Below are 25,832 nucleotides of genomic sequence, written 5' to 3' on the forward strand. Positions count from 1 at the left end.
GACGAACTCATTGCGGCCATTGACGATTACATCGCGGCCAACAACCAGAAGCCAAAGCCCTTTGTTTGGACCGCCACCGCCGAACTCATTCTCGATCGCGTCGCCACACTTTGTAAGCGAACTAATCGCTCACCACACTAGCTTACGCTGTCATTTGTGAATACGACGAGCAGCCCCCATATCGTGTGTGCGCTTGGGACGGGGACTGCGCAAGTTGGACCGATCCCGTGGCAAAACAATGCGTTGCTGGTAGTGGCAGCCGAACTCCGGGTCAGGCCGTTACAAATAATGTAACAATCAACACCTACATCAATGGGACATGTGGCGACTTTTCTGGGTGTCACGGCGGCACCTTGAGTAGCTCGTCACCGAACCAGCAGATGATTGACCACCCTTGCACCGATTGCCCGGCAGGTTAGACGAATTATTCAAAAGTCTTTGGCATAAAGGGGTCAGTTAAAGGGGGCAGTCCTCACTGTTGACACAAAGGCGGCGGGATTTAGGTATGCGGCATGCCCCGCAACCTGCGAGTCGGATATCCGGGCGCGATTAACCATGTCATGAATCGCGGGCTCCCTTTGTGAAGTTTGGCGCCATTGGCAAAACCAATGGCCGGCCAAGTTTATCAATTAACGGTCCGAACTGCCCGCCCGCTAAGCTGCGCCCATGAATACAAAGACGCAGGTGCGGACCATCAAATCGCTGCAACAGGTTGCCGTTGTCCTAGCCATCGGTGCGCTGGCCATTTTGGGCGGGCGTTTGGGCCACCATTATTCTGGCGGCGGCAGTCTGGTCACCAATCCGAATGGCTTCGCGTCCGCTCAGATGGCCAGCGGGATCCGGTTGGTCGAACGTTGAACGCGCCCCTCCGACCATGAATCCCGCGCTCCACACGGAACTGGATCGGCTCAAAGAGCGGCAGGCCCATCTGCTTCAAGCGGTGGATTTGCTCGGCACTCGCATCGACGCACTGGAGCAACGGCTCGCAGAGGAGGCGCGGATGGAGGGGCCCAAACCCGTCGGGCCGGAAGCGGGTCCATCTGCCGCCGCAGGGCGGGTGCCGGGAGTGAACGCGCCCATGACTGTGCCGCCGGTTCTGAACACGGTGGCCGCCACGCCGCCGGAAGGCCGCAACATCCAACCACTCATCGCGCAGAGCCAGCCGGCAACTTTCAAACCGCAATCTGCAATTCCGTCATCAGCAATGCGGCCGCCCGTGACGTTCACGCCGCTGGTGCCGCCACCGGTTGCGGCGCCAGCCTTGTCCAAGCCGTCCGAGTCCTTTGAGTTGCGTCTGGGCACGTATTGGCTCGTGCGCATTGGCATTGTGGCGATGCTGACGGCGCTGGTGTTCTTTGGCACGTATGCCTACCAGAATTTCATCGGCCAGCTGGGCCCGGTTGGAAAAGTCTCGCTGTTATATCTCGCGAGCGGCGCCTTGCTTGGTTGCGGCGCGTGGTGGCAACGGCGCGCAGCCAAGGAGTCCCTGCGCAACTACGCGCAGGTGCTGTTCGCGGGCGGACTGGCGGCGGTCTATTTTACCACTTACGCGGCGCACCACTTTCCCAATCTGCAGATCATTGCCAGTGCGACGCTGGATGGCGCGCTGCTGCTGGGCTGGACGGGATACATGGCCTGGACGGCGGACCGCAAAAAATCCGAGGTGCTGGCGGTGTTCGCGGTCGGGCTGGCCTATTACTCGTCGGTAATTACGCATGCCGGCCATTTTACGCTGTATTCCAACCTCGTGCTGACGACGGCCGTGTTGTTCTTCCTCGTGCGCAATCGCTGGGCGATGCTGTCGTTCGGGAGCCTCGTGGCGACCTATGCAAGCTACGGCTTCTGGCGGTTTCACGGCGACGGGGGCTGGCAGTGGGCCGGACCGGAGGCGGGCTTGTGGACGGGGGTGTATTTTCTCGCGGCTTACTGGCTCATCTTCACGGCCGCAGTCTTTCTGTCGCGCCACGAACAGTTTGCCGGCGTCAATCGCGCCTCGTTTGCGACGTTGAACAACGGGGCATTCTTTGCGCTGTTCCTGCTTACCATGTGGCAGGTGCACAGCGGCGGCTTCTGGCGATTCTGCCTGGGCTACGGCGCGGTGCTGTCGGGCGCGAGCGTGCTGGCGCGGTTGCGGCTGCGGGAGGAACCGCTGGCGGCAAACACCTATCTTACGCAAGGGCTGTTGCTCGTGACCGTTGGGTTCATTGCCAAATTCAGCGGGCTGCACCTGGCGCTGGTGCTGGCGCTGGAAAGCGCGGCGTTGTGGATGGCGGGCACGTTCAATCGCAACCTCATTCTGCGCACGAGCGCCTGCGTTTCAGCGGCGCTCGCCACGCTCTGGGTGATTGACGGAATGGAACCGCAATCCGCGAGCGGCGCGTGGCTCGGCGCGGGCGTGGGCGGGTTGCTGGCCTGGAACGGTTTCTGGTCCCACGCGCGCGGGCAATCGGTCTCGCCCCGGCTCATGCGGACGGCGCCCACGTATTTCAGCCTGCTGGCGTTGATCGTGTGGAGCTTTGCCCTGTGGCAGAATGTGGTGGTCGAAGTGCGTCCGGTGGCGTTCGCGGTGCTGGCCGTGGTCCTGTCCTGCGGTCTGCAGCGGGCGAGGCTCCGGGAGTTCAGCCTGCTCGCCCAACTGCTCCTGCCCGTCGGCGCGCTGGACTTCGTCGTGCGTCAGCCGCTGGGCGGCGGTTCCGCGGCGTGGTGGTCGCTGGTTGGCGTTGCCGGTCCGGCCCTGGTGCTAGTGCACTGGTGGCAACGACAAACCCGCATCGAATGTCCGCGCCCATTGCGCATGACCGGCCAACTTGGCTTCTCGCTGATGCTGGTAATGCTCATCGGGAGCTGGCTGGAACCCAGGTTGAACGCGCGGGACTGGGTGTTGGTCGGCAGCGGCTTGGGCCTGGCGATGACCGGTTACGGCGCGGCGACGCGCAATGGCGCGCTGGCCGCGGTGGCGCAATCCTTTGCGGCCGTCGGCACCGGCGTCTGGCTCATTCACGCCGGGCCGGAGCAGGTCACATGGCTGACGGGACTCGTGCCGCTCGCAACGCTGGCCGTGCTTGGTCGCGGCGGAAAAATCTGGGCCGCGGCCCAACCGGAAGGTCATCCAGTGGCGGACTGGGTGCGCCAGATGGCGGTGATGTATGGCCGGGGCGCCATGGGATTGGTCGTGTGGTGGCTTTTCGCTTACGTGCCGGAGCGGCAACTGGCGGCCAGTTTGGCCGCGGCCGGCGCGGTGGCCTTCGGTTGGGCGGGCGGCCGCAACCGTCGCGAATGGCTCGGGTTCAGCGCCGTGCTGAACGCATGTTCGCTGGCAGTGCTCGGCCATGCGCTGGTAGTTGGCCACGCGGTTTATTTGCCCGATGCGCTCGCGATTGGGGCATGGATGGTCGAGCAACAGGTGGCCCGCCGGCAGGCGGAGCGTTATGCGCTACCGGCCGCAGTTCACACGTTTGTCATTCTGGCTGCGGGCACTTCGCTCTGGTGGCTGGCGACGCAATGGGTGATGCAGGGCTTCAGCGGGTTTTACCTGACGGCGAGCTGGTCGGTGTTCGCGTTCCTCCTGCTCGCGCTGGGCGTGGCGCGTCGCGAACGTCTCTATCGCTGGCTGGGGCTCGGCATTGTGGGCGCTGCGGTCGGACGCGTGGTGATCTTCGATGTCTGGCGGCTGGAAACGCTCTACCGCATCCTGAGCTTCTTCGCACTGGGGCTGGTCCTGCTCGTGCTTGGATTCATTTATAACAAATACCAGGAACGCATCCGCCAGTGGCTGTGAAACCGGACAATGCTTCCTGTCGGCGCGCCAGGAATCAACGCGGCGCCGTCAGGTATTCCAGCAAATCGGCAAGGTCCGCGGGCGACAATCCGGCGGCGGCGTCCTCCGGCATCAGTGACCATTTCTGCGGATAAACGCCCTCGACCTGGGTGCGTGGCAGGAAGAGCGGGGCGGTGCTCGGCGTGCGCACCACGTAGCTGTCCTCGCCGGACTTGGTGATGAGGCCGAAGATCAACTGGTCGTCCGTGCGTTGCAGCACCTGCGTTTCGTAACCCCCGGTAATTTCGTGGTTCGGTTCGAGAATGTCCTGCAACAACTGCGGGCGCCCCCGGTCCGCGGCGGCCTCCAGGCCCGGACCAAACGCCCGTCCTTCGCCGTTAAACTCGTGACAGTTCGCGCACCGCGCCAGAAAGAGTGCGCGGCCGTGCACCGCGGTGCCCCTGGCCGGCAGCACCTTTGCGAATTGTTCGGCGAGGTGGGCGCCGTTGGCCGGGCCGAACAAACGCAGCGCCCGGGCGGCCGTGCTCGAATCGTTGTGAAACCGGAGGAAATTCACCTGCACGTCGGACAACGCGCCTCGCGGAATCTGGTTTTGTTCGAGCGCGGTCATCAGCGCCAGCGTCCGGTCGTAACGGCCCAGCAGACGATCCAGAATGGCGCGCTGGGCCGCGGCGCTCAACGACGGCCAGCGCTGGATGAAGGCCGTGGTGATGAGCGGATCGGGGAAGCGCGCCAGGGATTCGACGGCCGCCACCTGCACGGCCGGCGGTTCGCCGGGCACCATCAGTGCCAGCAACCAGTCGCCGATCTCGCGCGAACTGTAACCGCTCACGCCCAGGAACCGGATGGCTTCCGCGCGCAGATTGGTGTTGTTGCCGTCAACGCCCAGCGTCAAGGCCCGGTCGCCAAATGCCCGCCATGTTCCGCGGGGCGCCGCGCCGACGAACGTCCGGCCATTGTTGGCCAGCCCTTGGCCCACGGCCCGCGCCAGGGTAAAAGCATCGGTGGTCCCCAAATTGGAGCGCTCGATGGCGATCAGAACATCATCAAGGCCCTGACTGGATTCTTCGCCGGTCAGCGTCGCCAGGTTTTGCAGGAACTGCCAGCCGGCGTCGCTGCGGCGGAGCGGCTGGTCGTTCACGAGGCTCATGAAAATTTGGTCCGCGCGATAGGCCGCCGAGGTCAGAACGGCGAACTGAACCGCGCGATTGTCGGGTGCGGCGTTGCGCACGATGTTCGCGAGGCGGGGCGGAACCTGCGGACGGTTCAACCGCCCCAGCGTGAACGCCGCCTGAAACTGGACCCGCACCGAGGCATCGTTCGCGGCGGCGTCGAGCGCCCGCCAAAGCGCCGGGGAAACGTCGTCGTTGCGCACAAACCATTCCGCGAGTTGCACGGCCCGTTCCCGCACCACCACGGCCGGATCGTTCATAGCCGTGATGACGTCCGCTTCGGTCAGCGCGCCCAGGCCGGCCAGCGTGTTGAGCGTTTGCTGCCGGGCGAACGGCAGCTTGGCGCGGGGCAGTTGCTTCGCCAGGTCGCGGACGATGTTTGTGTCGTTTCGCTCGAACAACAGCCGCGCCGCGGTGTCGCGCACCCAGCCGTTCGGGCTGGCCAGCAGGGGGGCCAGTTCGGCGGAAGTGTAGTCGTTGAAATCGGGAATTTTCCGCGGTTTCAGGCTATCCGGCGAAATGCGCCAGATGCGGCCGGCGGTGCGGGTCTGGTCAAGCCGTTCCTGCGCGACGTCCGCCACGTAAAGCGAACCGTCCGGCCCGGCGATGACCTGCACCGGGCGGAAGGTTGCATCGCGCGAGCTGAGCAAAACGCAACCCGCCTTGCCGGGCGGACGTTCCAATCCGGGAACCAGCCCGTCGGTCCGGAGATGCAGCCGGAGCACAACGCGTTGTTCCGGATCGGCCAGGAACACGTCGTTGATGCTGTTCGTGGGCAAACTTCCGCCGCGATAAATCAACAGGCCGGCGGCGGACTGGAAGCGCAGGCCGGCATCCGGCGAAGGCAGTTCTTCGGTCAGGCGCGGCCAGATGAACAGCGGATTGCGACTCGCGCGCGCCGGATCGCAGACCGTGAATTGCATCGGCCGCGCGGCGGAGCAGGTAAAGCGCCGGCCGTCGTTGTCAAACGCCAGGCCGCGGCTTTCGCCGCCGGGTTCAATGCGTGCCGCGAGCGTGCGCGGGTTGAAGGCAAAATCATTGCCGCGCAGCGGCACGCCGGGCATCGACGGAACGGCCAGGCAGGAAAGCGAGCCGGTGACGTTGGCGGCGGCCACATGGACCCAATTATCCGGGCCCCAAGTGAGGCTGTTCAAGCCGGCGCCTATGCGCACAGGTCCGTTCGTCGGCTCAAATCCGCCATACACCTCCCGGCGCAGGGCGGTCGCGCCTGTCCCGTTTGCGCCGGAGAGAAAGAGAATTTGCCGCGGGCCCGCCACAAACACGCCGCCGCTGTAACAAAGCAGCCCCGTCGGCCGGGGCACGTCGGTGGCGAACACCGTGGCCTGGTCAAACACGCCGTCGCCATCGGTGTCCTCGAGCATCTTGATCTGGCCGTTTTCACTGCCCACCACGAGTTCGGCCACAAACAATCGACCGCCCGAATCGAAGGCCATCGCGACCGGGGCGGTGATCATTGGGTCCGCCGCGGCCAGTTGCAGACGAAACCCCGGCGTGAGCGTCATGGTGCGAAACACGTTGGTGACGTCGGCGCTGAACGATGGACGCGGGGAATTGGCGGCCGGCTTCGGCGCTGAAGTGGCGGTGGCCATCACGGGGGCGTTGGTCCCCAACGTTGCGGTGTTCGTGGACGCGGCGTCCGCGCCCATCGTCCGCATCGTCAGGCACAGGCCAAGCGCAACCCATGCCACAACACACTGAATCACCCGGTAGGACATCACCAAATGCTGGCCCGGGCGGCCCGGCCGGCCAATCAAAAAATGCGAGGCCCGTTGCTGACCTCATTTTGGCGCGGCCCGGGCAGAACCGGTGCACGTTATCCTGCGAAGGCGACTTGATGCGCGGCCGGGTCCAAGGCAAGTTCGGGGCAAATGAAAAATGTTTTGTTATTCGCCTTGGTTACCTTTTTCGTGAGCACCGCTTTTGGAGCGAACCCGGACCGGGTGGCGGACAAGCCGTTGTTTCGCGACCCGGTTCACGATGGGGCGGCCGATCCCACCGTGATCTGGAATCCCCACCTGAAACGCTGGTGGATGTTCTATACCAACCGGCGGGCTGACGCGACCAATGCGCCGGGCGTGTCCTGGGTGCACGGCACCCGGATCGGCATTGCCGAGTCGGTGGATGGCGGCGCGCACTGGCGTTACGTCAGCACGGCGCAAATCGATCTGCCGCCGGAATTCGGCGGCAACGCGGTGACGGAATGGGCGCCCGAAGTGTTCACGTCCGCCGACGGCCTGCACCACATGCTGCTGACCGTGGTGCCGGGCATCTTCACGGACTGGGATCATCCGCGGACCATCGTGCACCTGACCAGTCGCAACCTGTTGCAATGGTCGAACGCCCAGCCGCTCACGCTGGCCTCGGATCGCGTGATTGACCCATGCATCATTCAGTTGCCGAACCTCACGTGGCGCATGTGGTATAACAACGAACGTGACCACAAATCCATTTACTGTGCGGACTCGCGCGATCTCGTCACGTGGGAGGACAAGGGCAAGGCGGTGGGAGATCAGCCCGGCGAAGGGCCGAAGGTGTTTCGCTGGCATGATTATTATTGGATGCTCACGGATGTCTGGAACGGCCTCGCCGTGTATCGCTCCGAGGACGCGGTCAACTGGCGGCGGCAAAAGGGCGGCAACCTGCTGGAAGCCCCGGGCGTCGGCACGGATGACCAGGTGAAGGGCGGCCATCCCGACGTGGTGGTCAGTGGCGGCCATGCCTACCTGTTCTACTTCACGCATCCGGGACGGCGCGGGCCCGACGCTGACAAGGATGGCTTCGAGCAGCGGCGCAGTTCGATTCAAGTGGCCGAACTTCGCTACAAGAAGGGCCGCCTGTCCTGCAACCGTGACGTGCCGACGTGGATCAAGTTGATCGGCGGCCGCTGAGTTCCAGGACGCACACTGCGCCGCACCCGGGCCGGTTTGTCCGCTGCCCGCGCTTCTTCACAGCGCTGGCGAAACCGCGCGTGTCCCCAAAACTGGCGAGGCGCCCGGCGGACGGGTTTCCCGTAAGCTCGCGGCATGATTTCCTTGCGGCGGCTCATGGCGGGGATCGCTTTTGCCCTGGCGGGCTCGCTGGCGCTGGCCAACGACCCCGGCGGCGGGGCGAACGGCGTCGGCGCCAACGTCACGCTCACCAGCAGCGGCGGGAATGTCATTCTGGCTAACGGCATCATCTCCGCGACCATTGCCACCAACAACGCCAAGGTCACCTCGTATTTGTTCAACGGCCGGCAGATGCTGGATGCCAGCGGGCTGATTTATTACAGCATGGACGGCGGCACGAGCTACGAGCAGCCGGCCAATTGCGTTTACCGCGTCGCCACGAACACCACAGATATGGTGGACATTTCGTGCCGGGTGACCTGGGCGGACCACACCAACCGCGTTCACGCGTTCGACATCGACGTGCATTACGTCCTGCGCCGCGGCGACACGGGCCTTTACGGCTACGCCGTTTTAAGCCATCCGGAGACCTATCCGGCGACCGGTGTGGGCGAGTGGCGCCTGGTCTGGAAGCTGCCGCACACTTCAACCGACTGGACCTTTGAACGGATTTACGTCGATGCGCTGCGAAACTGGTATTGGGGCACCTACCAGGATTTTACGGCGGAAGCCGCCACTGGCATTGCTGAAGTGGGGCTGCTGACAACCGGTCTGCGTGCGGGGCAATACGACTGCAAATACGAGTATTCGGCCGACTACCAGAAAATCGGCTGCTGGGGCCACGCGAGCGATACGAACGGAGTCGGCGTCTGGGTGGTTCTCGGCGGCTGTGATTATTTGAACGACGGTCCGACGAAGAACGACCTCACGCTCGCTGAGTCCTACAATCTGCTTCATTTCGGCCGTAATCATTACAACGGCTCCGGGACGAGCGTTGCGGCGGGGGAAAACTGGTCCAAAATCTATGGGCCGTATCTGCTTTATTGCAACCAGACCGCGGCTGGCGCCGGTGCGGGCGACGTCCTGTGGGCGGACGCCCGAGCGCAGGTGCAGGCGGAGGTTGCCGCGTGGCCTTACGCGTGGCTGAGCGACAACACGAATTATCCCGTGGGTGCTTCCCGCGGTGCAGTTTCGGGCCGGTTCAGCGTGAACGATCCGCTCAAGCCATCGCTCGCCGCCGGCACGAACACCTGGATCGGGCTGGCGCAGCCAGATCCGGCCAGCAACTGGCAGTTCGACTCGAAACATTACCAGTATTGGACGCATCCGGATGCCGCGGGGCATTTTGTGGTTCCAGCGGTGCGGCCCGGAATTTACACGCTTTACGCCTTCACCGACGGCGCCGTGGGCGAATTTTCGCAGCCGAACGTCGTTGTGAGTGCCGGCGCGACGAACGCGCTCGGTGACGTGACGTGGACCGTGCCGCATCCCGGCGGGCGAATCGCGTGGGAGATTGGCGTGCCGGATCGTTCCGCAACCGAGTTTCGTCACGGCCACACCGATTATTGGTATCCGTTCCTGTGGAACACGATTTCCAATGAATGGTCGAACCCGCTCGAATACTTCGTCGGCACGAGCAACTGGACCAATGACTGGAACTACGTTCATCCCGGCTATCTGGCTGGCGGCACTTGGAGCGGTTGGAAGTGGCGGATTCATTTCACCCTGACCAATCTGCCGTCGAGCGGCAGCGCGACGCTGACGATTGCGTGGGCCAGCGCCGATTCCGCGGCGGAGCAGGTGTTCGTGAACAACGAGAGCAGCGCGCTTGCGGATTTTTATCCGTCCTGCCTGGGCGGCCCGACCGGCGGAAACGCGCACATCCGCGAAGGCATCCATGCCAAATACGGCGTGGATTACGTGACCATTCCGCTGTCGGCGCTGCAACTGGGCACCAATATCATCACGCTGGTCGAGCGGCGCACCGGTGGCGCCACGCAGCATGTCATGTATGACTACGTGAGCCTCGAATTGCCCGGTGCTCCGCCGACGCCGCCCTCGGGCCGCAGCCTCACTTGGGTGGGCGGCAGCAATGCCAACACCTGGGATCTCACCAACACGTTGAACTGGCTCATCACCTCGAACGGCGCACCGGCCACTTTTACAAATGGCGACAACGTCGCATTCGACGACAGCGGCAACAACAGTGTTCCCGTCACGAAAACCGGTTCACTGTCGCCGGGCCTGTTGACCGTGACGGGTAACAAAACCTGGACCCTTGGCGGTCCGGGTTCGCTGGATGGCTCGATGACGTTGTTCAAAACTGGAACGAACCGGCTGGTGTTGAACGGCACCAACAACTTCACCGGTGGCACGACCTTGGATGACGGCGTCCTGCAACTTGGCACCGGCGAACTCAGCAACGCGGGCATCGGGGTGGGGCCAATCACGTTCACCGGCGGCACGCTGCAACTGAATGGTTACGGCATCCCGGACAACGGCACGACCGCCTACGGCGCGCTGCCCAATCATCTGGTTGTGGCCGCGGGCGAATCCGGCACGATTCTCTGCCCGCAACGCATCGGCGGCGCCGGGCTTGGCGGTTCGCTCACCGGTGCCGGCACCTTGAATTTGAAGGTGGATTACGTCCGCGGCCAGATCAGTGGCGACTGGTCCGGGTTCAACGGCCTGCTCAACGTCAGCCCCCGCAACACCAGCGGTGATCTGCGCTTTGCCAATGGGAATCCGGGCCTGCGCGCGGCAGCCATCAATCTTTCCGGGGGCGTCAGCTTCTATCTCATCAATCATTTCTACGGCTCGACCACGTTTGCCATCGGGTCGCTGGCCGGTCCGGCGAACACGTCGCTGGCCTCCGGCTCCGATGTGGGCGGGCGCATCGCCACCTTCCGCGTGGGCGGACGCAACGACGACGCCACCTTTGCCGGCAGCATTCGCGACAGCACGGGCGCCACAGGGATCACCAAAGTCGGTGCTGGCAGGTGGACCTTGAGCGGAACCAACACCTATTCCGGTTTGACAGCCGTGGCGGCCGGCACGTTGCAGGTGGTGGGCGTGATTTCGAACAACAGTCTCGTCGTGGTTTCCAATGGCGCCACGCTGGATTTGCCGGGCGTGATCACGGCCAATACGGTCCAGATCAACGCGGGCGGCTTTTTGACGGGCTGCGGCACGCTCAATGGCAATTTGCTGAACGATGGGACGGTGGTTTCCGACTGCGGCGCACCGGGGCGATTGACCATCTTTGGCAACGTGACCAACAACGGCACGCTGCAATGTCTCGTGGGCAGCGGCCTGCAGGTGAGCGGTGTGTTCGTGAACAACGGTCTGCTGGACCTGCTGACGGGCGCGCCTGGTTTGCCGGTGAACTTCATCAACAACGGCGTGGTGCTCGATCGGAGCAACCTGGTCGTGGCAGGACTAGCGCTGGTGGGGATGGATTTGGAAGTGCGCGTTCAATCCTACGCGGGGCACGGCTATCAATTGCAGCGCACCGCGTCGCTGGCGACGCCCGAATGGCAGAACGTCGGCGCAGCCCAGGACGGCGATGGCACGGTGTTGACCTTCACCGACGCGGGCGGCGCGACCGTGCCGCAGGGTTTTTATCGCTTTGCAGTGACGCCCTGAAGGCGCGCGTGAATTCTTGAATGACGCGCGGCGTCTGGCAGGATGCAGCGCATGCACGCCAATCAAGCCCCCCTGAAATCCAAACTGCTTCGTCTTGTCTCTCGTGTCGCCGCCGTTCTGACGGTGACCGCGACCCTGGCGCTGGCCGGCCGCTCAGCCGCGGTGCCCCCGCCTGCGACCTATGAACCCAAGCCGGAGGATCCATATTTCCTGAAATTCAACCCGTGTCTCGCGCCGCAACCCGGCCCGCTGTTGCTCAAGGAGGGAGACCGCCTGGCCATCATCGGCGACTCGATCACCGAGCAGAAGATGTATTCGCGGATCATGGAGGATTACCTGACCGTGTGCGTGCCGCAGTTGAAAATCACCACGCGCCAGTTCGGTTGGAGCGGGGAAACCGCGGAGGGCTTTCTCCAGCGCATGACCAATGACTGTCTCCGCTTCCATCCGACGGTTGCCACGCTCGCCTATGGCATGAACGACTTCCGCTATCGTCCGTTCGACCTTCTGAACAGCGAATGGTATCGCGCGAATTACACGGCCGTGGTGCGCAGCCTCAAGGCCGAAGGCGCGCGGGTGGTGCTCGGTGCGCCCGGCTGCGTCGGCAAGGTGCCAAGCTGGACCAGGTCCGACGCCTATTCGCTGGACGAGCTGAACGTCAGCCTGTGCGCGTTTCGTGACATCGACATCGAGATCGCGGCGGATGAAGACACGCGTTTTGCCGATGTGTTTTGGACCATGTTCAAGGCCGGCCACGAGGCCCGGCAGCGCTTTGGCACGGCGGACGCGCCCTACATGGTTTCCGGCCATGACGGCGTGCATCCAGGCTGGGCGGGACATTTGGTGATGGCCTACACGTTTCTGCGGTCGCTCGGTCTGGATGGCGACATCGGCACCTTCACGGTCGATCTGGCCGCCAACCAGGCGGAAGCCAGCGCGGGCCACACCATCGAAAGCTTTCAAAATGGCGAACTGACCGTGACAAGCGCGCGGTATCCATATTGCGCCACGGGTGAAACGAACAGCGACAATTCCATCCGCTCGGGCATGGAAATCGTGCCGTTCAATCAGGAGTTGAACCGCCTGATGCTGGTTGCGAAGAACGGAACGGCGCCAAAGTATCAGGTCACGTGGGGAACAGAATCGCGGGTTTACACCAGCGCGCAGCTCGCGGCGGGCGTCAACCTCGCGGCCGATTTCGCGGTCAATCCGTTCTCTGACGCCTTCAATCGCGTGGACACCGCCGTCAAGGCCAAGCAGGAATACGAGACGAAGCAAATCAAGAGCATCTTCCATGGAGCGGAAGGCAAACAGGACATGGAAGCGGCGGTGAAACGCACCGAGACCGAGCGCGCTCCACTGGCAGCGGCCGTTGCCAACGCGGTCGTGCCCGTGACGCACACCATCAAAATCCGGGCCGCCGAGTAAAACGAATTCTGAAACAGCGTGACAGAACTCATGAACACGAGGCGTTGGTTGCAATGGTTGTTGTTGGCCGGGGTGATGGCGGGCGGGCTCACGTTGAGCCCGTCGCTCCGGGCGGATGCGCCCGACACCACCCTCTGGTATCAACAGCCGGCCCGGAATTGGAACGAGGCCCTGCCGGTCGGCAATGGCCGGCTGGGGGCGATGCTCTTTGGCGGCGTGACGGACGAGCGGCTCCAGTTGAACGAGGACTCGCTCTGGTCCGGCGCACCCCAGGATGCGGACAATCCCAGGATGCGCGCCGCGCTGCCGCAGATTCGTGAGCTGCTGTTCGCCGGAAAATACGCCGAAGCCCAACGGCTCGCCGACCGCACACTGGTCTGCGTGGGGCCCGGCTCGGGCAGCGGGCAAGGGCGCAAGGTGGCCTATGGTTGTTATCAGACGCTCGGCGATTTGCACCTGGTCTTCAGCGGGGCCACCAACGTCACGCCAAAAAACTATCGTCGTGACCTTGACCTGGGCATGGCCACATCTCGCGTGAGTTACGAATTGAACGGCGTGAAGTTCGAGCGCGAAGTGTTCGCCAGTCATCCGGATCAGGTTCTCGTGGTCCGCCTGACGGCGAATCGTCCGGGCGCACTGGACTTCACCGCCCGGCTGTCGCGACCCGAGGCGGCGGAAATCGAACCGGCTGGACCGGACCAGTTGCTGATGCATGGCCAGATGTGGAATGGCACAAACTGGACGGGCATGAAATTCGCCGCCCGCCTTCAGGCTCAAGTCGAAGGCGGCCGGGTTTCCAGTTCAACCAACGGTTTGGAAATCACGCACGCCAACGCGGTGACGCTGCTGCTGACGGCGGCCACCGATTACACGATGCAACTGCCCGACTGGCGCCACGGTGACTCCGAGGCCAAGACGGCCGAACAATTGCAGGCCGCCGCCGCCAGATCGGTTGCAAGTCTCCGCGCCGCGCATGTGAAGGATTACCAGGCCCTGTTTCGGCGTGTGACCCTGGATTTGGGACGGACGGAGGCGGCGAAAAAGCCCACCGACGAGCGGTTGCAGGCGGTCAAGAACGGCGGCTTTGACCCGTCGCTCATCACGCTTTACTACAACTTCGGCCGGTATCTGCTGATCAGTTCCTCGCGCCCCGGCGGCATGCCGGCCAACCTGCAGGGGCTTTGGGCTGATGGCCTCCAGACGCCGTGGAATTGCGATTACCACGCGAACATCAATCTGCAGATGATTTACTGGCCCGCGGAAACCGCCAACCTTCCAGAGTGCTTCGAGCCACTCGACCGCTACATCGCTTTTCTCACCGGACCCGGCGCGAAGTCGGCGCAGGTGAATTACGGCGCGCGCGGCTGGACGGTGCACACGCTCGCCAACGTCTGGGGCTTTACGTCGCCCAGCGAATCGCCGTCGTGGGGCATGACGCCCTCCGCCGGCGCCTGGCTCGCCCAACATTTGTGGGAGCATTTCGCGTTCAGTCAGGACACAAATTACCTCCGGCGCGTGCTGCCGATTCTGCGCGGCTCGGCGGAATTCAGTCTCGACTGGCTCGTGCCCGATCCTGGGACCGGCAAGCTGGTGGCCGGCCCGGCGACGTCGCCGGAAAATCATTTCATTACCGCTGACGGACAGAACGGTTCGTTGTGCATGGGCCCGACGGTGGAACAGGAAATTGTCTGGGACGCGTTTACCAACTACCTCGAAGCCGCGCAGATTCTCGGTGTGCATGAGCCTGTGGTGGCGGAAGTCGAAGGCGCGCTGGGCAAACTGCGCGGTCCGCAAATCGGCAGCGACGGGCGGCTCATGGAATGGTCGGAGGAGTTCAAGGAACCGGAGCCGGGTCATCGTCATGTTTCGCATCTTTTTGCGCTCCATCCCGGGCGCGAAATCACACTCCGGGGCACCCCGACGCTGGCGGCCGCCGCGCGCAAGTCGCTCGAATACCGCCTCGCCCACGGCGGCGGACACACCGGCTGGAGTCGGGCCTGGGTGGTCAACTTTTGGGCGCGCCTCGGCGACGGGGAGCAGGCCGGCGACAACCTTCAGGCGTTGCTCGCAAAATCCACGATGCTGAACCTGTTCGACACCCATCCGCCGTTCCAGATCGATGGCAACTTCGGCGGCGTGGCGGGCGTCTGCGAAATGCTTCTGCAGAGTGAGAATGGCGAAATCGAATTGTTGCCGGCCTTGCCAAAATCCTGGGCGAACGGATCGGTCAAAGGGCTGCGGGCGCGCGGCGGCTTCGAGGTCGATCTGGCGTGGCGCGCTGGCCGGCTCGCTTCCGCAGAAATCCGCGGTGCCGCGGGCACGCCTTGCCAGGTGCGGCTCGGCGACAAGGTTGTGAACGTGAAATTGAATTCGCGCGGGACGGCGAGGCTGGATGCGAATTTGAACCCTTGAGCGCGTGTGCCGGATCGCTTTCTCCTGAATGCCCGGCCGCGGGGCGGGCGACCTTCTCGGCCATTGCGGTGGTCCTCGTTTGCCCCGCAAAGGCGCCACGGCCTGCTCTGGCTCCTGCTCGTTGGTCTGGTCGCCTCCGCGGCGGAAAATCCGGTTGAACTCGGTCCCAATGGCCGGCCGGTCAACCTCGTTGAAAACATTGACCGGCCATTGCGTTACACGCCGGTCGGCACGGACTTTGTCATCACGAACGGCGCCGAGTATTTCAACCGGCCGCTTTACGGGAACAATTCCGCGTTTCGCGTGGATGCGGGGGATCGCCCGGAGTTTTCGCTCTACTTGCCCGGGCGCGGCGGCAATTTGCGGCTGGGTCTGAAGACGCCGCTCGGCATCAAATGGCTCAACGACGCGGACCAGATCATCGCGCGCTATCGTCCGGGCGCGATGGAATACACCGTCCGTGATCCCGTGTTGATGAGCCTGCGCACGCTTCACCTGACCGCGCTGCCGCTGAGCGGACGTCAGGGCTTCATTGTTCGCGCCGAGGCCAATTCCGCGTGGATGGATGTTGAACTCATCTGGGCTTACGGCGGCGCCAACGGGATGAAAGGACGTCGCGGGGGCGACATCGGCTGCGAACGCGAACCCGTGGCTCAATTTTTTCAACTTCAAACCGGGCAATGCGCCGGGAGCGAATTTGCCGTTGCCTCGAATACCTTTACGCTGCGCACCAAGACCGCAACCATCGCCGGTGCGGCATCCGCCGGCACGGTATTGTCCCTCGGCAATGCCGCCGAGTGGGCACACCCCGACCAACTGCTGGCTGATATCGGAAGCACTTCAGACAGGTCGATCAACGACTTTCCCGTGCTGGTGGGACGCGTGCGACTGTCGCACGAATCGCCCGTGTTTCTCGTTTTGCAGCCCGTGACACCGGGGCTGGCGCCCCTTCAACCCGATCAACTTGCGGACGCCTTCGACGCGGCCGCCGCCCGTCGTCAAGGGGTGGCTGGGCGCGTCACGGTGAAAACGCCGGATCCTTTCATCAATGCCGCCGCCGCGGCGTTGAATGTCGCGGCCGACGGCATTTGGGATGAGGCACAACAATCCTTCATGCACGGTGCGGTGGCGTGGCGCATGCGGCTGCTCGGCTGGCGCGGCGCGCATGCCGGCGACGCGCTGGGCTGGCACGAGCGCACCGCTGCGCATCTGACCGGCTTTGCCCGGCAGCAAAACACCAATCCCATTCCGGCCACACTGCCGCCCGCGGATGCCGGCGCGAATCTCTCCCGCAACGAAGCGGCGTTGCACAGCAATGGCGATCTGACGCGCAGCCACTACGACATGAACCTGGTCGCGGTGGATGCGTTGTTCCGGCACCTGTTGTGGACCGGCGACCGCGCTTTTGCGGAAAGCATGTGGCCCGTGATCGAACGGCACCTTGCATGGGAACGGCGGCTCTTCCGGCGGGAGTTTGGTCCGGACAAGCTGCCGCTCTACGAAGGATACGCGTGCATTTGGGCCAGCGACGACCTGGCCTACAACGGGGGCGGGGCGGCGCACGCCTCAGCTTACAACTACTATCACAACCGGATGGCGGCGCGGGTGGCGCGCTGGCTGGGCAAGGATCCGTCGCCTTATGACCACGAAGCGGAGTTGATCGCACGCGCGATGCAGAAATATCTCTGGCTGCCGCGCGAGGGCAGTTTCGCGGAGTGGAAGGACTGGCTCGGCCGGCAACAGGTTCACCCGGCTGCCGCGCTCTGGACGTTTTATCACACGCTGGATTCCGAAGCGTCCACGCCGCAGGAAGCGTGGCGGATGAGCCGGTTCGTGGACACGCATTTTCCGCGCATCCCGGTGCGCGGCCCGGGTGTGCCCGAAGGAAACTTCACGTTGCCGACCACCACGTGGATGCCCTACACATGGTCGCTCAACAATGTGGTGATGGCGGAGTCCATGCACACCTCGCTCGCGTATTGGCAGGCCGGGCGAAGCGACGCGGCGTTCCCCCTCTTCAAGGGCGCGCTGCTCGACAGCATGTATCTCGGGCTGTGTCCGGGGAACGTTGGCATGTGCACCGCCTACGACGCCTATCGCGGGGAGTCGCAACGCGATTTTGCCGACGGCGTGGGGGCCACGTCCCGTGCGCTGATCGAAGGCTTGTTTGGCATCAAGCCAGATGCGCTGGCAGGCGTGCTGCGCATTGAACCGGGTTTTCCCGCGGCCTGGGACCATGCCACGCTGGAGCATCCCGATGTGTCGTTCCAATTCAGGCGCGACGGATCGAGCGAAACCTACATTGTGGATGCCCATTTCCCGCGACCGATGGCGTTGCGCTTAAACGTGGCGGCATTGGGTGAAGCTGTGGCTGCCGTGACCGTAAATGGCGTTCCGGCGAAATGGGAAACGGCCACCGGCGACCCCGGGTGGCCGCGTGTGGCAATTGCCGCGCCGGCGGCACCCCATCAGGAGGTGAAAATTGCCTGGCAGGGTGGACCGGTGACGATGAGCAAACCGCTGGCGGCAGTTGAACCGCCTGTGACCGCCTCATCGCAATCCGCCCCGGTGAATTGGCACACGCCGATACTGCCGGCAGCAACCTTTGCCTGTGTGGATCTCTCGCCGCTCTTCAATGATTCGGTCACGCAGATTTTCCGGCATGAGTATCTGGCGCCGCGCTCGCCCTTCTGTTCACTGGCAGCCCCGAAGCAGGGCATCGGCAGCTGGTGTCATCCGAATGACTCGTTCGACGTGGATGATTCCGGTCTGCGCGCGGTGGCGGCCGCCCAGGGCAACCGCATCCTGCTGCCCAATGGCATCCCGCTGGCCACGCCCGGCGCGGCGGACAGCCGCAACATCGCGTTCGTGTCGCAGTGGAACAATTTCCCCGACGAAGTGACGCTGCCGTTGCGCGGCCGATCCTCGCACGCTTATTTGCTGATGGCGGGTTCGACCAGCGCCATGCAATCGCGGTTTGACAACGGCGAGGTGATTTTCACTTACACGGACGGCCGCACCGCGCGGCTGGCCTTGCGCAATCCGGAAACCTGGTGGCCCATCGATCAGGATTATTTCATCGATGACTTCGCCTTCCGCTGGTCCGGTCCATTGCCACCGCGCGTGGACTTGCGCACTGGCAAGGTTCGCGTGCTCGACCTTGCAGCGTTCAAAGGCAAAGGCGGCCGCGTGCCGGGTGGCGCGGCCACGGTGCTTGACCTGCCGCTCGATGCCGGCAAGACGTTGAAGTCCCTGACCGTTCGGGCTTTGGCGAATGAGGTGGTGATCGGCCTGATGAGCGTGACGCTGGCGCGCTGACAGCGGCCGGTTTGCGCCGTGACGATTTCGTTGTCACCTTGTCCGTATCTGGGCGGCAGTTTCAACGTCAACCAGCGGCCGGGCCCGGGCCGCGCTTATCTGACCGTTTATGAAGACGATCCATCGAGTCGTAAACGCGTTGTGCCACAGCCTCCGTTTTTCACCCATCACCATCCGCGCCGGAATTGGCACCGCCATGGCGCTTGCCGCAGTGGAGGCCCCAGGGGACACCTTCAATGCTGAACGCTCGCTGGCAACCGCACCACCGGTCGTGGTAAGGACGGAACCGGTTGCCGGTGCCGACGGCGTCGATCCCGCGCTGACCGAAATCAAAGTCACCTTCAGCAAGATGATGCAGGAAGGCAGCTGGTCGTGGTCCACGTGGGGGGATGAGAACTTTCCGGAAATGGTGGGCCGCCCCAAGTATCTGGCCGACGGCCGCACGTGTGTGCTGACGGTGAAACTGCAGCCCGGCAAGTTTTATGCGACCTGGCTCAACAGTGAAAAATTCCGCAACTTCAAAGACGTGGGCGGGCGGCCGGCGGTGCCGTATTTGTTGACGTTCCGCACTGCACCGGGCGGCGCGGCAGCCGTGAGCGACGGGCCGGATGACAACGCCTGGCGCACGAAATTGAATGACAATCAACGTCTCCTTGTGGCTTGGACGGACCGGCAGTTCCGCGGCTTTTCCGACGAGCGGACGTTGGTGGGCAGGTCCGCAAAGGAACGGTCAGCGCTCGAAGCACGAATGATGGACGCGCTCAAGGGGCCACAAACCCGCGACTACTTTCAGGCCATAAATACATTGGGCGCGTTGCGTTCAACCAACGCTTTGGCCGCGTTGCGCCACATCGCGTTCGAGCGCGTGGACAAGAATAATCGCGATCGTTGGATGGCGGTCCGCGCGCTTGGGAACATCGGGGACAAAAGCGTGGTTCCCGAGATGATTTCGCTGGTCTATCACGGTAACGTCAACACGCGTTGGTGGGCGCAGATTTCCCTGGTGCGTTTGACCGGGCAAAACTTCGGCGGCGATTGGAATGCGTGGGGCAACTGGTGGAACAGACAAGGCGGGCAGCCGGCTTACAATCCAGAAATCATCCGTTGGTGGACCGGTCAGGTGGAGCCGGAGCGGCTGGCGGAAAGTCTGGCCGATGGCGACAGAAAGTTCATCGCGGAAGTGAAGGCTTCCGCGGAGTGAACGCGGCTGTGGATCATGCCGCACGGTCCAGCGTTACCGCCCTTGAGTCAAACAGCCTTCTCTCATGATGCAGTGAGGGCCGGGCTGTCTTTGATCTGGCCCACTGTGGCCGCCTATGCGAGCAACTCACCCGCCTGCTTCATCAATTGCCCGATCGGCAGCCGGTTCGGGCAGGCGCGCTCGGCATTTGAGAAGTCGAGCGTCGCGATGCGATCGCGGGTCCCGACAGGCAGGCCGGCAAAGGTTTCCTTCGCCAGACGCATATCGCCGTAGGTGTGATGATACATCAGCGAGCGCATCACATCCGCCACCGGCACCCGTCGCCGGAGTGCGCCCTCGCACAAGTGTGCGCAGCCGTCGCAATAGTGGGAGCAGGTCGCGGCGGCGTATTCGCGCAGCGCGGAATGGTCAGCCGCCGTGAGCCGGGTCTTGTCCAGCGCGGCGGCGACGTTGGCCGTGAGGACGGTGATGTTGGGCATCTGCGAACAGATGGCGGCGACTTGCGGGTTTTCCCAAACCGCCTTGAGCCTGGCCTGGTGTTCGGAAAACCCGCGCTTCACGAAATGGCCGCCCAGCTTCAGGTCGGCGTCGGTTTCGGTTTTGATGGGGCCGCCGCCCTGGGTTTTCATGGCGGTCAGTCCGATGCCCGCCTTCTCGCAGGCATCCATCGCCGAGCGCATCGCGTCGGTTTGCATCAGCCGGTAATCGTATTTCAGCATGATGCCATCGATCCAGCCGAGCTTTGCCGCGGCTTCCAGCGTGCGTTCCATGTTCCCATGCGTGCTGAAGCCGAAGAATCGGATTTTCTTTTCCGCCTTCATCTTCTCCGCCCACGCTTTGATTTCGGGCGTGAAGGCATCGCCCGATCCGACACCGTGCAGGAAGAAGAGGTCCACGTAATCTGTCTTCAGCCGCCGGAGGGATTCTTCCAGTTTTCCCTGAACGTTCTCCACCGCGTGACCGCCGCCCGCCTTGGTGACGAGGAAGATTTTTCTGCGAACTTCGGGGTGCTTTTCGAAATACATCCCGATGCCTTTTTCGCTGTTGCCATTCGTGTAGGAATTGGCCGTATCCCAGTAGGTGACGCCAAAATCGAGCGCGCGTTGCAACACCAGCTGGTTGGAGGCAATGTCAAAAATGCCTCCCAGTGAAAGCATGGAGACTTTCACCCCTGTTTTGCCGAAGGTGCGGGTGCCGACGGTGACGCGGCTTTCCTCGGCACCAGTTGCATTGGTGGTTTGGGCGAAGGTCCGGACGGCGCCAAGGGCCGAGGCGGCTCCGGCCAAGCCGGCGAGTTTTACGAAATTTCTGCGGGTAACGTGACTGTTTTGCATGGTGTTCTTGCCTTTCGTGTTCAGGTTCTGGCGGTCAAAGAGTGTCTGGGATTGCGGGATTCGTTCTCGGCGGTGACGCGGATCGCACGGAGACCACTGACGGGACATTCGTGCTGGCAGACGCCGCAGCCGATGCAGCGGTCCGGATCGACCATTGGTTTTTGCAACCGCACTTCGATCAACGCGCGCCGGCCGGCCTCCGGCGCTTCCGGCCAGGCGGAGTTCCCGGCCACGGTGATCGCATTCGCCGAGTTCTCCGTGATCAACCTGCGCTCCGCGGGCGTCTCATTTTCCAGGCGGATGAAATAGTCTCCCGTGGCCAGTTTGCCGTTGCGCAACGCGGCACCGTCGAGTTGAAGGTTGGTCGTCGTGGCCGAGCGAATGATCCGGGCGCCATTTTCGATGACTTGAAATTCCTCACGGACGTAAATCGCCTTCGGGCTCACGGGGCAATTCTCCTGACAAACAATGCAGGGCATGTCCATGGCCCAAGGCAGGCAGCGGCTGCGATCCACGAAGGCCGTGCCCATGCGAACCGGCCCCGCCGTCGCGAAATCGCCGGCGCCGTGCTTTTCATCCAGCGTCAGCGGACGAATGGCAGCGGTCGGGCAAACATTTCCGCACGCGATGCAGTTGAGCTGGCAACCACTCGTGCCAATCCGAAAATTTAGGACTGGCGTCCACAGTCCGCCGAGTCCCGCTTCCAGCAGTGCGGGTTGAATCACATTCGTCGGGCACACGCGCATGCACTGGCCGCACTTGATGCAGCGATTCAGGAAATCTTCCTCCGCGAGCGCACCGGGCGGGCGGACGACATTGGAGTTCCAGTTGTGATCCAGAAATCCGCCCAGCCGTGCCGCCGGAACCGCCACCACGCCGGAGACGCCGGCGGCCAGAAAGCCGCGTCGCGTCACGCCCGTCGCCTCGTCCTCACCGGATGCCGAACGGTTCAGGCTGTAACCCATCTTCGCTTTCCGGCATGCGTGCAGGCAGTTCATGCACAGCAGGCACTCGCTCGTATGAATCGTGCCGAACGGGTCGCACGCGCCCTCGCAATTGTTCTCGCACAGTTCGCAACCGCTGCACTCGCCCACGCGCTTGCCGATGCGCCAGGGCGTCCACCGCACCAGCACCCCGAACAACGCACCCAACGGACAGATAAACCGGCAATAGAATCGCGGTATCCACAGGTTCAACAGCACGGCGGCAAGAAACACCAAAGTGATCGTCCATGCGGCGACGTAGAAGCGGTTTGCCGCCCCGATGCCATCAAACACGGTGAGCACCACCAGATTGAACGAGCGGTAAACCAAGGGAATCGGGTCGAGCAATCCGGTTTGCAACGAAGCCGCGGCCAGCGCGTCGGGCTGGGCAATAAGTCCGATTCCGATCCACACCGCGACGATGGTTGAAAACCAAAGCACCGCTGACTTGAAACGACCGGCGAGCTTGCGCGTCGTCAGCCAGGTGAGAATCAACAAACCCCCGATGGCCAGCAATGAAGCCACGGCCGGCTTCCGATGCGGCAATCGGAGGGCCTCGCTGATTAATCCGCCTGCCGCCGCGCTGAGCAAAGCAATGAGCACGTAATACTTGATGACCTGAGACTGACGAAACTGGTTCATCGCCACCCGCTCGGCATGTTTCTTCCAACGGCGACCCAGCCAGCCGATGAACTGATGCAACGCGCCGAAGGGACAAAGCCAGCCGCAGAAGAAGCGTCCGAACACGACCGTCAAGGCGACGGTTGCCACGCCCCAGAGCAATCCGGCGTAAACCGTTTTCGTGGTGAGCAACGTCCCGAGCGCGACCAGCGGGTCGAGTTGCAGGAACCAGTTCACCGGCCAGCCACGCCATTGCCACCAGCGCTCGCCGACGGTGGTGACCACGCAGAACCAGACGAAGAGCAGGAAGAAAAATACCTGCGCGATGCGGCGGGCTTTGATGATGTTCATCACGGCGCCTCCGTTTCAGTGGGCGAATTCGATTGCCCGCTCTTCAAAGCTTCAGCCCACATGGTCCCTCGCTGGTTTGAGTGATTCGTAATCGATCGTGCCGACGCCCGCGGCAGCGGCCTTCCCGATGAACGTCAGGTCGGCCGCAGTTTTACCAAGCAGGGTGGCGCCGAACGCGTCGGCGGCCACCTGGTCGGTGCTGACGATCATTGTGTTCGTAGGCTGCAAATCCTCCAGCGACCCGCCCGTGGGCCCGTTCGTGAGCATGCTCGTGGTGCCGTCAAGGATCACCATCGTGGGCCGCACCATGGTGGCGAGTTCGGAAATGATCGTGTGGATGTCCTGATGAAACACGTTGCGACGTCCGCCCAGCAGACCATACCAGTTCTTCATGGACATGGACGCGCCGCTGCGATGGTGATCTTTCACCGGCGAAATTCCGATCAGCTTGGTCGCGCGCTGGAACGGTTCGATGAACAATGGCCAGTCGCGAATGAGCCGGGCGTTGGGGAGCGTGGTGGGTTTGAACGACGCGGCCCCGGGCAAAATCACTTTGGCCCCGGCAGCTTCAGCGGCCTTCGCGATGCCGCTCAAGGTGAAGCAGCTTTGCGGATCGTTGATCGGATTATCCGCGACGACCACGGATGATGCTCCGGCGGCAAAGCACAATCGCGCCACTTCCGCGACGAGTTTGGGATTGGCCGTGGCGGAGAGGGCAGCGGGCGATGCGAAGGCGGCGTTCACCTTGAGCACCACGCGGTCGCCGGATTGGATGAACTGCTCGATGCCGCCCAACGCCTGCAAGGCCCGGTTGATGGTCTTCACGCGATCGGAGCCGGTGATGATGCTCATGCGCTGGCCGAGTTTCGGCAGCGAATAGTCCGGCAACGAAACGGTCTCAGCGGCGGGTTTGCCCGTCGGCCCCTGCGTGTCATGCAGCCAATATCCCACGCCGCCCGTGGCCGCGACAATGGCTCCGGCCTTCGCCGCGCGCGTCAGGAAATCGCGGCGTCGGACCGGTGGGTTGCTGTGGTTTGGGTTCATTTGTTTGCGGCCGTCAGTCGTTGAAGCAAGTCGTTGCCGATTTTCTCCGCGGCGGATGACGTCGGCGCAGCATGGATGCCTGCAACGTAGCGGCCCCGGGAAAACACGAGTTCAAGGCTGCCCATGAGTTCAACCGGCCTGCCGAGTTCGCCGATGGCCGTCCCGGCCTCCTTGCCGCCGTTCTCGACCAGGAAGGCGCGGTAAGCGTCACGTAAAGCGGTCGCCGCTTCTGGTGTTGCACAGGCGGTGACGAACGCCATCAGCTCGGTGCCGTCCGGATTGTATTGCGCCGTGAACACATTCTTGAATCGATCGAATCCGAACGCGTCGGAGGCCTGGAGTTCGACACTGCCGGCGACGCGGCAATCGGTGGGCAGAATTATCATTTCGGGCATCTGTTCCACGCTGCGGACGGAAGTCGCGGCCACGAAGCGCTTGGCCATGGAGAGCATGGCAGTGCGGAGCGGTTCGCTGGTGGAGGAACCGACGGCTTCGATGTAGTTGGTGCCTGCGACGAAGAAGATGGCGTTCTGGGTTCGATAGGCGTAGGGCGTGAGGTCCAGTGTCTCGCCTTCCGCGCGGCGTTGCGTGGAGAAAACTGAAAACGCCTGGGGCACGCCGTTCATGCCGTAGGCAAACCATTCAAACCAATCGTTGGAGGCGTTCTTCAACGCAAACCGCCGGCAATCCATCCGGGCCACGCCGGTGGAGACATACAACTCGGCTTTGCCGTCGATTTTGTCGTAGAGATTCTCCGGCGTGAACTGCTCTGGCGCGCCAAACGCCTGCAATTCCGGGGGCAGCCAGGCGGAGTCGATGGCGGACCGGGATGGTGCGGCCGGAGCGGCGGCCAGTTGTCGGGCCATGAGCACCGCGGGGTTGAAGGAGAATTGTTTCAGGAAAACGCCGCCGCCGATGGCCAGCAGACAAAACAGGATGAACCAACTCAACACCTGCTCGGTCTTGCGATCATTTGTGTCTGGAGACGGCATACCACATCGGCGGAGTGGCCAAGGCCGCCCCGGGGAGTTCTCTTGGGATAGCCTGACGGCGATGTGGCCAAATGCTTACCCGATTTTGGGATTTGCTGGCCGGATTTTGGGCTCCGTGCGAAGGCGGCCAGAATCATTCCGACAAGCTCAGGTTCAAGCCCGAGACCATTTCGCAGCGGAACGGTCGAGCTTCGTCCTCAGGTGGTGTGGATGTTCCACCACTTCTGGCAGTAACTGCATTTAACGTCGCCGCTGGGAGAAACCTCCTGCGGTCCCAGACCGGCACCACAGTGCGGACATTGATAGCCTTTGACGGGCGGTGCCGTCGGGGACGCCGACGATGCGGGAGTGCCCGGCCGATTGCGGGCGAGCAGCGCGGAAAGCGGCCCCCCAAAGCCCATCGCCATGAACGCGAGCGCAATGAAGGACGCGACCACCTTGAAGATCAAAGGCGGAAAATTCCGGTCGGTCTGCGTCCAGATGAAAACCAGCAGGCTCAGGCCGATGAAACCGAACATCGACATGAAGATCAGCATGAAGAGCGGCGGACGGGACAGTGGCGGCTTGGATGGGTTCATGATGGTGGGCGATTGGCCGGCAGCTTAACAAACACGCCCGCGGCGAGAACTACAATTCGCACGGAT

14 protein-coding genes are annotated in these 25,832 nt (G+C 63.1%); 8 read left to right on the plus strand and 6 right to left on the minus strand.

The features are described from left to right. The first annotated feature begins 666 nt into the window (after positions 1 to 666). Together VFV96_13365 and VFV96_13370 are read left to right on the plus strand one after the other, a co-directional pair. Positions 667 to 858 (plus strand): hypothetical protein, encoded by a 192-nt coding sequence (locus tag VFV96_13365; GenBank protein HEU5071386.1) that lies wholly within the window; start codon positions 667 to 669, stop codon positions 856 to 858. A gap of 16 nt (positions 859 to 874) precedes the next feature. After that, a complete protein-coding gene (locus VFV96_13370) occupies positions 875 to 3,778 on the plus strand; it encodes a DUF2339 domain-containing protein (GenBank protein ID HEU5071387.1) in 2,904 nt (967 codons plus the stop codon). 34 nt (positions 3,779 to 3,812) lie between these two features. Here the strand turns inward: VFV96_13370 and VFV96_13375 are convergent, their stop codons facing one another. Beyond that, on the minus strand, positions 3,813 to 6,659 hold the full coding sequence (locus VFV96_13375) for a PVC-type heme-binding CxxCH protein (protein ID HEU5071388.1): 2,847 nt from the start codon (positions 6,657 to 6,659) through the stop codon (positions 3,813 to 3,815). A gap of 219 nt (positions 6,660 to 6,878) precedes the next feature. Between VFV96_13375 and VFV96_13380 the strand changes: the two genes are divergently transcribed. The 6 genes from VFV96_13380 to VFV96_13405 all read left to right on the plus strand — a co-directional run bounded on the left by VFV96_13380 (position 6,879) and on the right by VFV96_13405 (position 19,863). Next, positions 6,879 to 7,859: a glycosyl hydrolase gene (locus VFV96_13380; GenBank protein HEU5071389.1), complete on the plus strand. Its 981-nt coding sequence runs from the start codon at positions 6,879 to 6,881 to the stop codon at positions 7,857 to 7,859. Positions 7,860 to 7,994: 135 nt separating this feature from the next. After that, on the plus strand, positions 7,995 to 11,504 hold the full coding sequence (locus VFV96_13385; protein HEU5071390.1) for a polysaccharide lyase family protein: 3,510 nt from the start codon (positions 7,995 to 7,997) through the stop codon (positions 11,502 to 11,504). A gap of 51 nt (positions 11,505 to 11,555) precedes the next feature. Next, a complete protein-coding gene (locus VFV96_13390) occupies positions 11,556 to 12,932 on the plus strand; it encodes an SGNH/GDSL hydrolase family protein (GenBank protein ID HEU5071391.1) in 1,377 nt (458 codons plus the stop codon). Between the two features lie 30 nt (positions 12,933 to 12,962). After that, a complete protein-coding gene (locus VFV96_13395) occupies positions 12,963 to 15,344 on the plus strand; it encodes a glycoside hydrolase family 95 protein (protein ID HEU5071392.1) in 2,382 nt (793 codons plus the stop codon). Positions 15,345 to 15,407: 63 nt separating this feature from the next. Further along, the gene (locus tag VFV96_13400) at positions 15,408 to 18,662 is read left to right on the plus strand and encodes a DUF4450 domain-containing protein (protein HEU5071393.1); all 3,255 of its coding nucleotides are present in this window, start codon (positions 15,408 to 15,410) and stop codon (positions 18,660 to 18,662) included. Between the two features lie 109 nt (positions 18,663 to 18,771). Continuing rightward, positions 18,772 to 19,863 carry an Ig-like domain-containing protein gene (locus VFV96_13405; protein HEU5071394.1) on the plus strand — a complete coding sequence of 364 codons (1,092 nt, stop codon included), beginning with the start codon at positions 18,772 to 18,774 and terminating at the stop codon, positions 19,861 to 19,863. Positions 19,864 to 19,976: 113 nt separating this feature from the next. Here VFV96_13405 and VFV96_13410 read toward each other — a convergent pair whose 3' ends face one another. The 5 genes from VFV96_13410 to VFV96_13430 form a co-directional block, all read right to left on the minus strand. Then, positions 19,977 to 21,197, minus strand: coding sequence for an aldo/keto reductase (locus VFV96_13410; protein ID HEU5071395.1), 1,221 nt, complete (start codon positions 21,195 to 21,197; stop codon positions 19,977 to 19,979). A gap of 20 nt (positions 21,198 to 21,217) precedes the next feature. Next, positions 21,218 to 23,152 (minus strand): 4Fe-4S binding protein, encoded by a 1,935-nt coding sequence (locus VFV96_13415; GenBank protein HEU5071396.1) that lies wholly within the window; start codon positions 23,150 to 23,152, stop codon positions 21,218 to 21,220. A 51-nt stretch (positions 23,153 to 23,203) separates the two neighbouring features. Further along, complete coding sequence (locus VFV96_13420) at positions 23,204 to 24,196, minus strand: DUF362 domain-containing protein (protein ID HEU5071397.1); 993 nt, start codon at positions 24,194 to 24,196, stop codon at positions 23,204 to 23,206. Then, on the minus strand, positions 24,193 to 25,188 hold the full coding sequence (locus tag VFV96_13425; protein ID HEU5071398.1) for a DUF6599 family protein: 996 nt from the start codon (positions 25,186 to 25,188) through the stop codon (positions 24,193 to 24,195). The genes VFV96_13420 and VFV96_13425 overlap by 4 nt, the downstream gene beginning before the upstream one ends. A 197-nt stretch (positions 25,189 to 25,385) precedes the next feature. Then, entirely contained in the window at positions 25,386 to 25,766 is a 381-nt protein-coding gene (locus tag VFV96_13430; protein ID HEU5071399.1) for a hypothetical protein, read from the minus strand. Positions 25,767 to 25,832 lie beyond the last annotated feature (66 nt).

Source organism: Verrucomicrobiia bacterium (assembly GCA_035765895.1).
Classification (GTDB): Bacteria; Verrucomicrobiota; Verrucomicrobiia; order Limisphaerales; family DSYF01; genus DSYF01.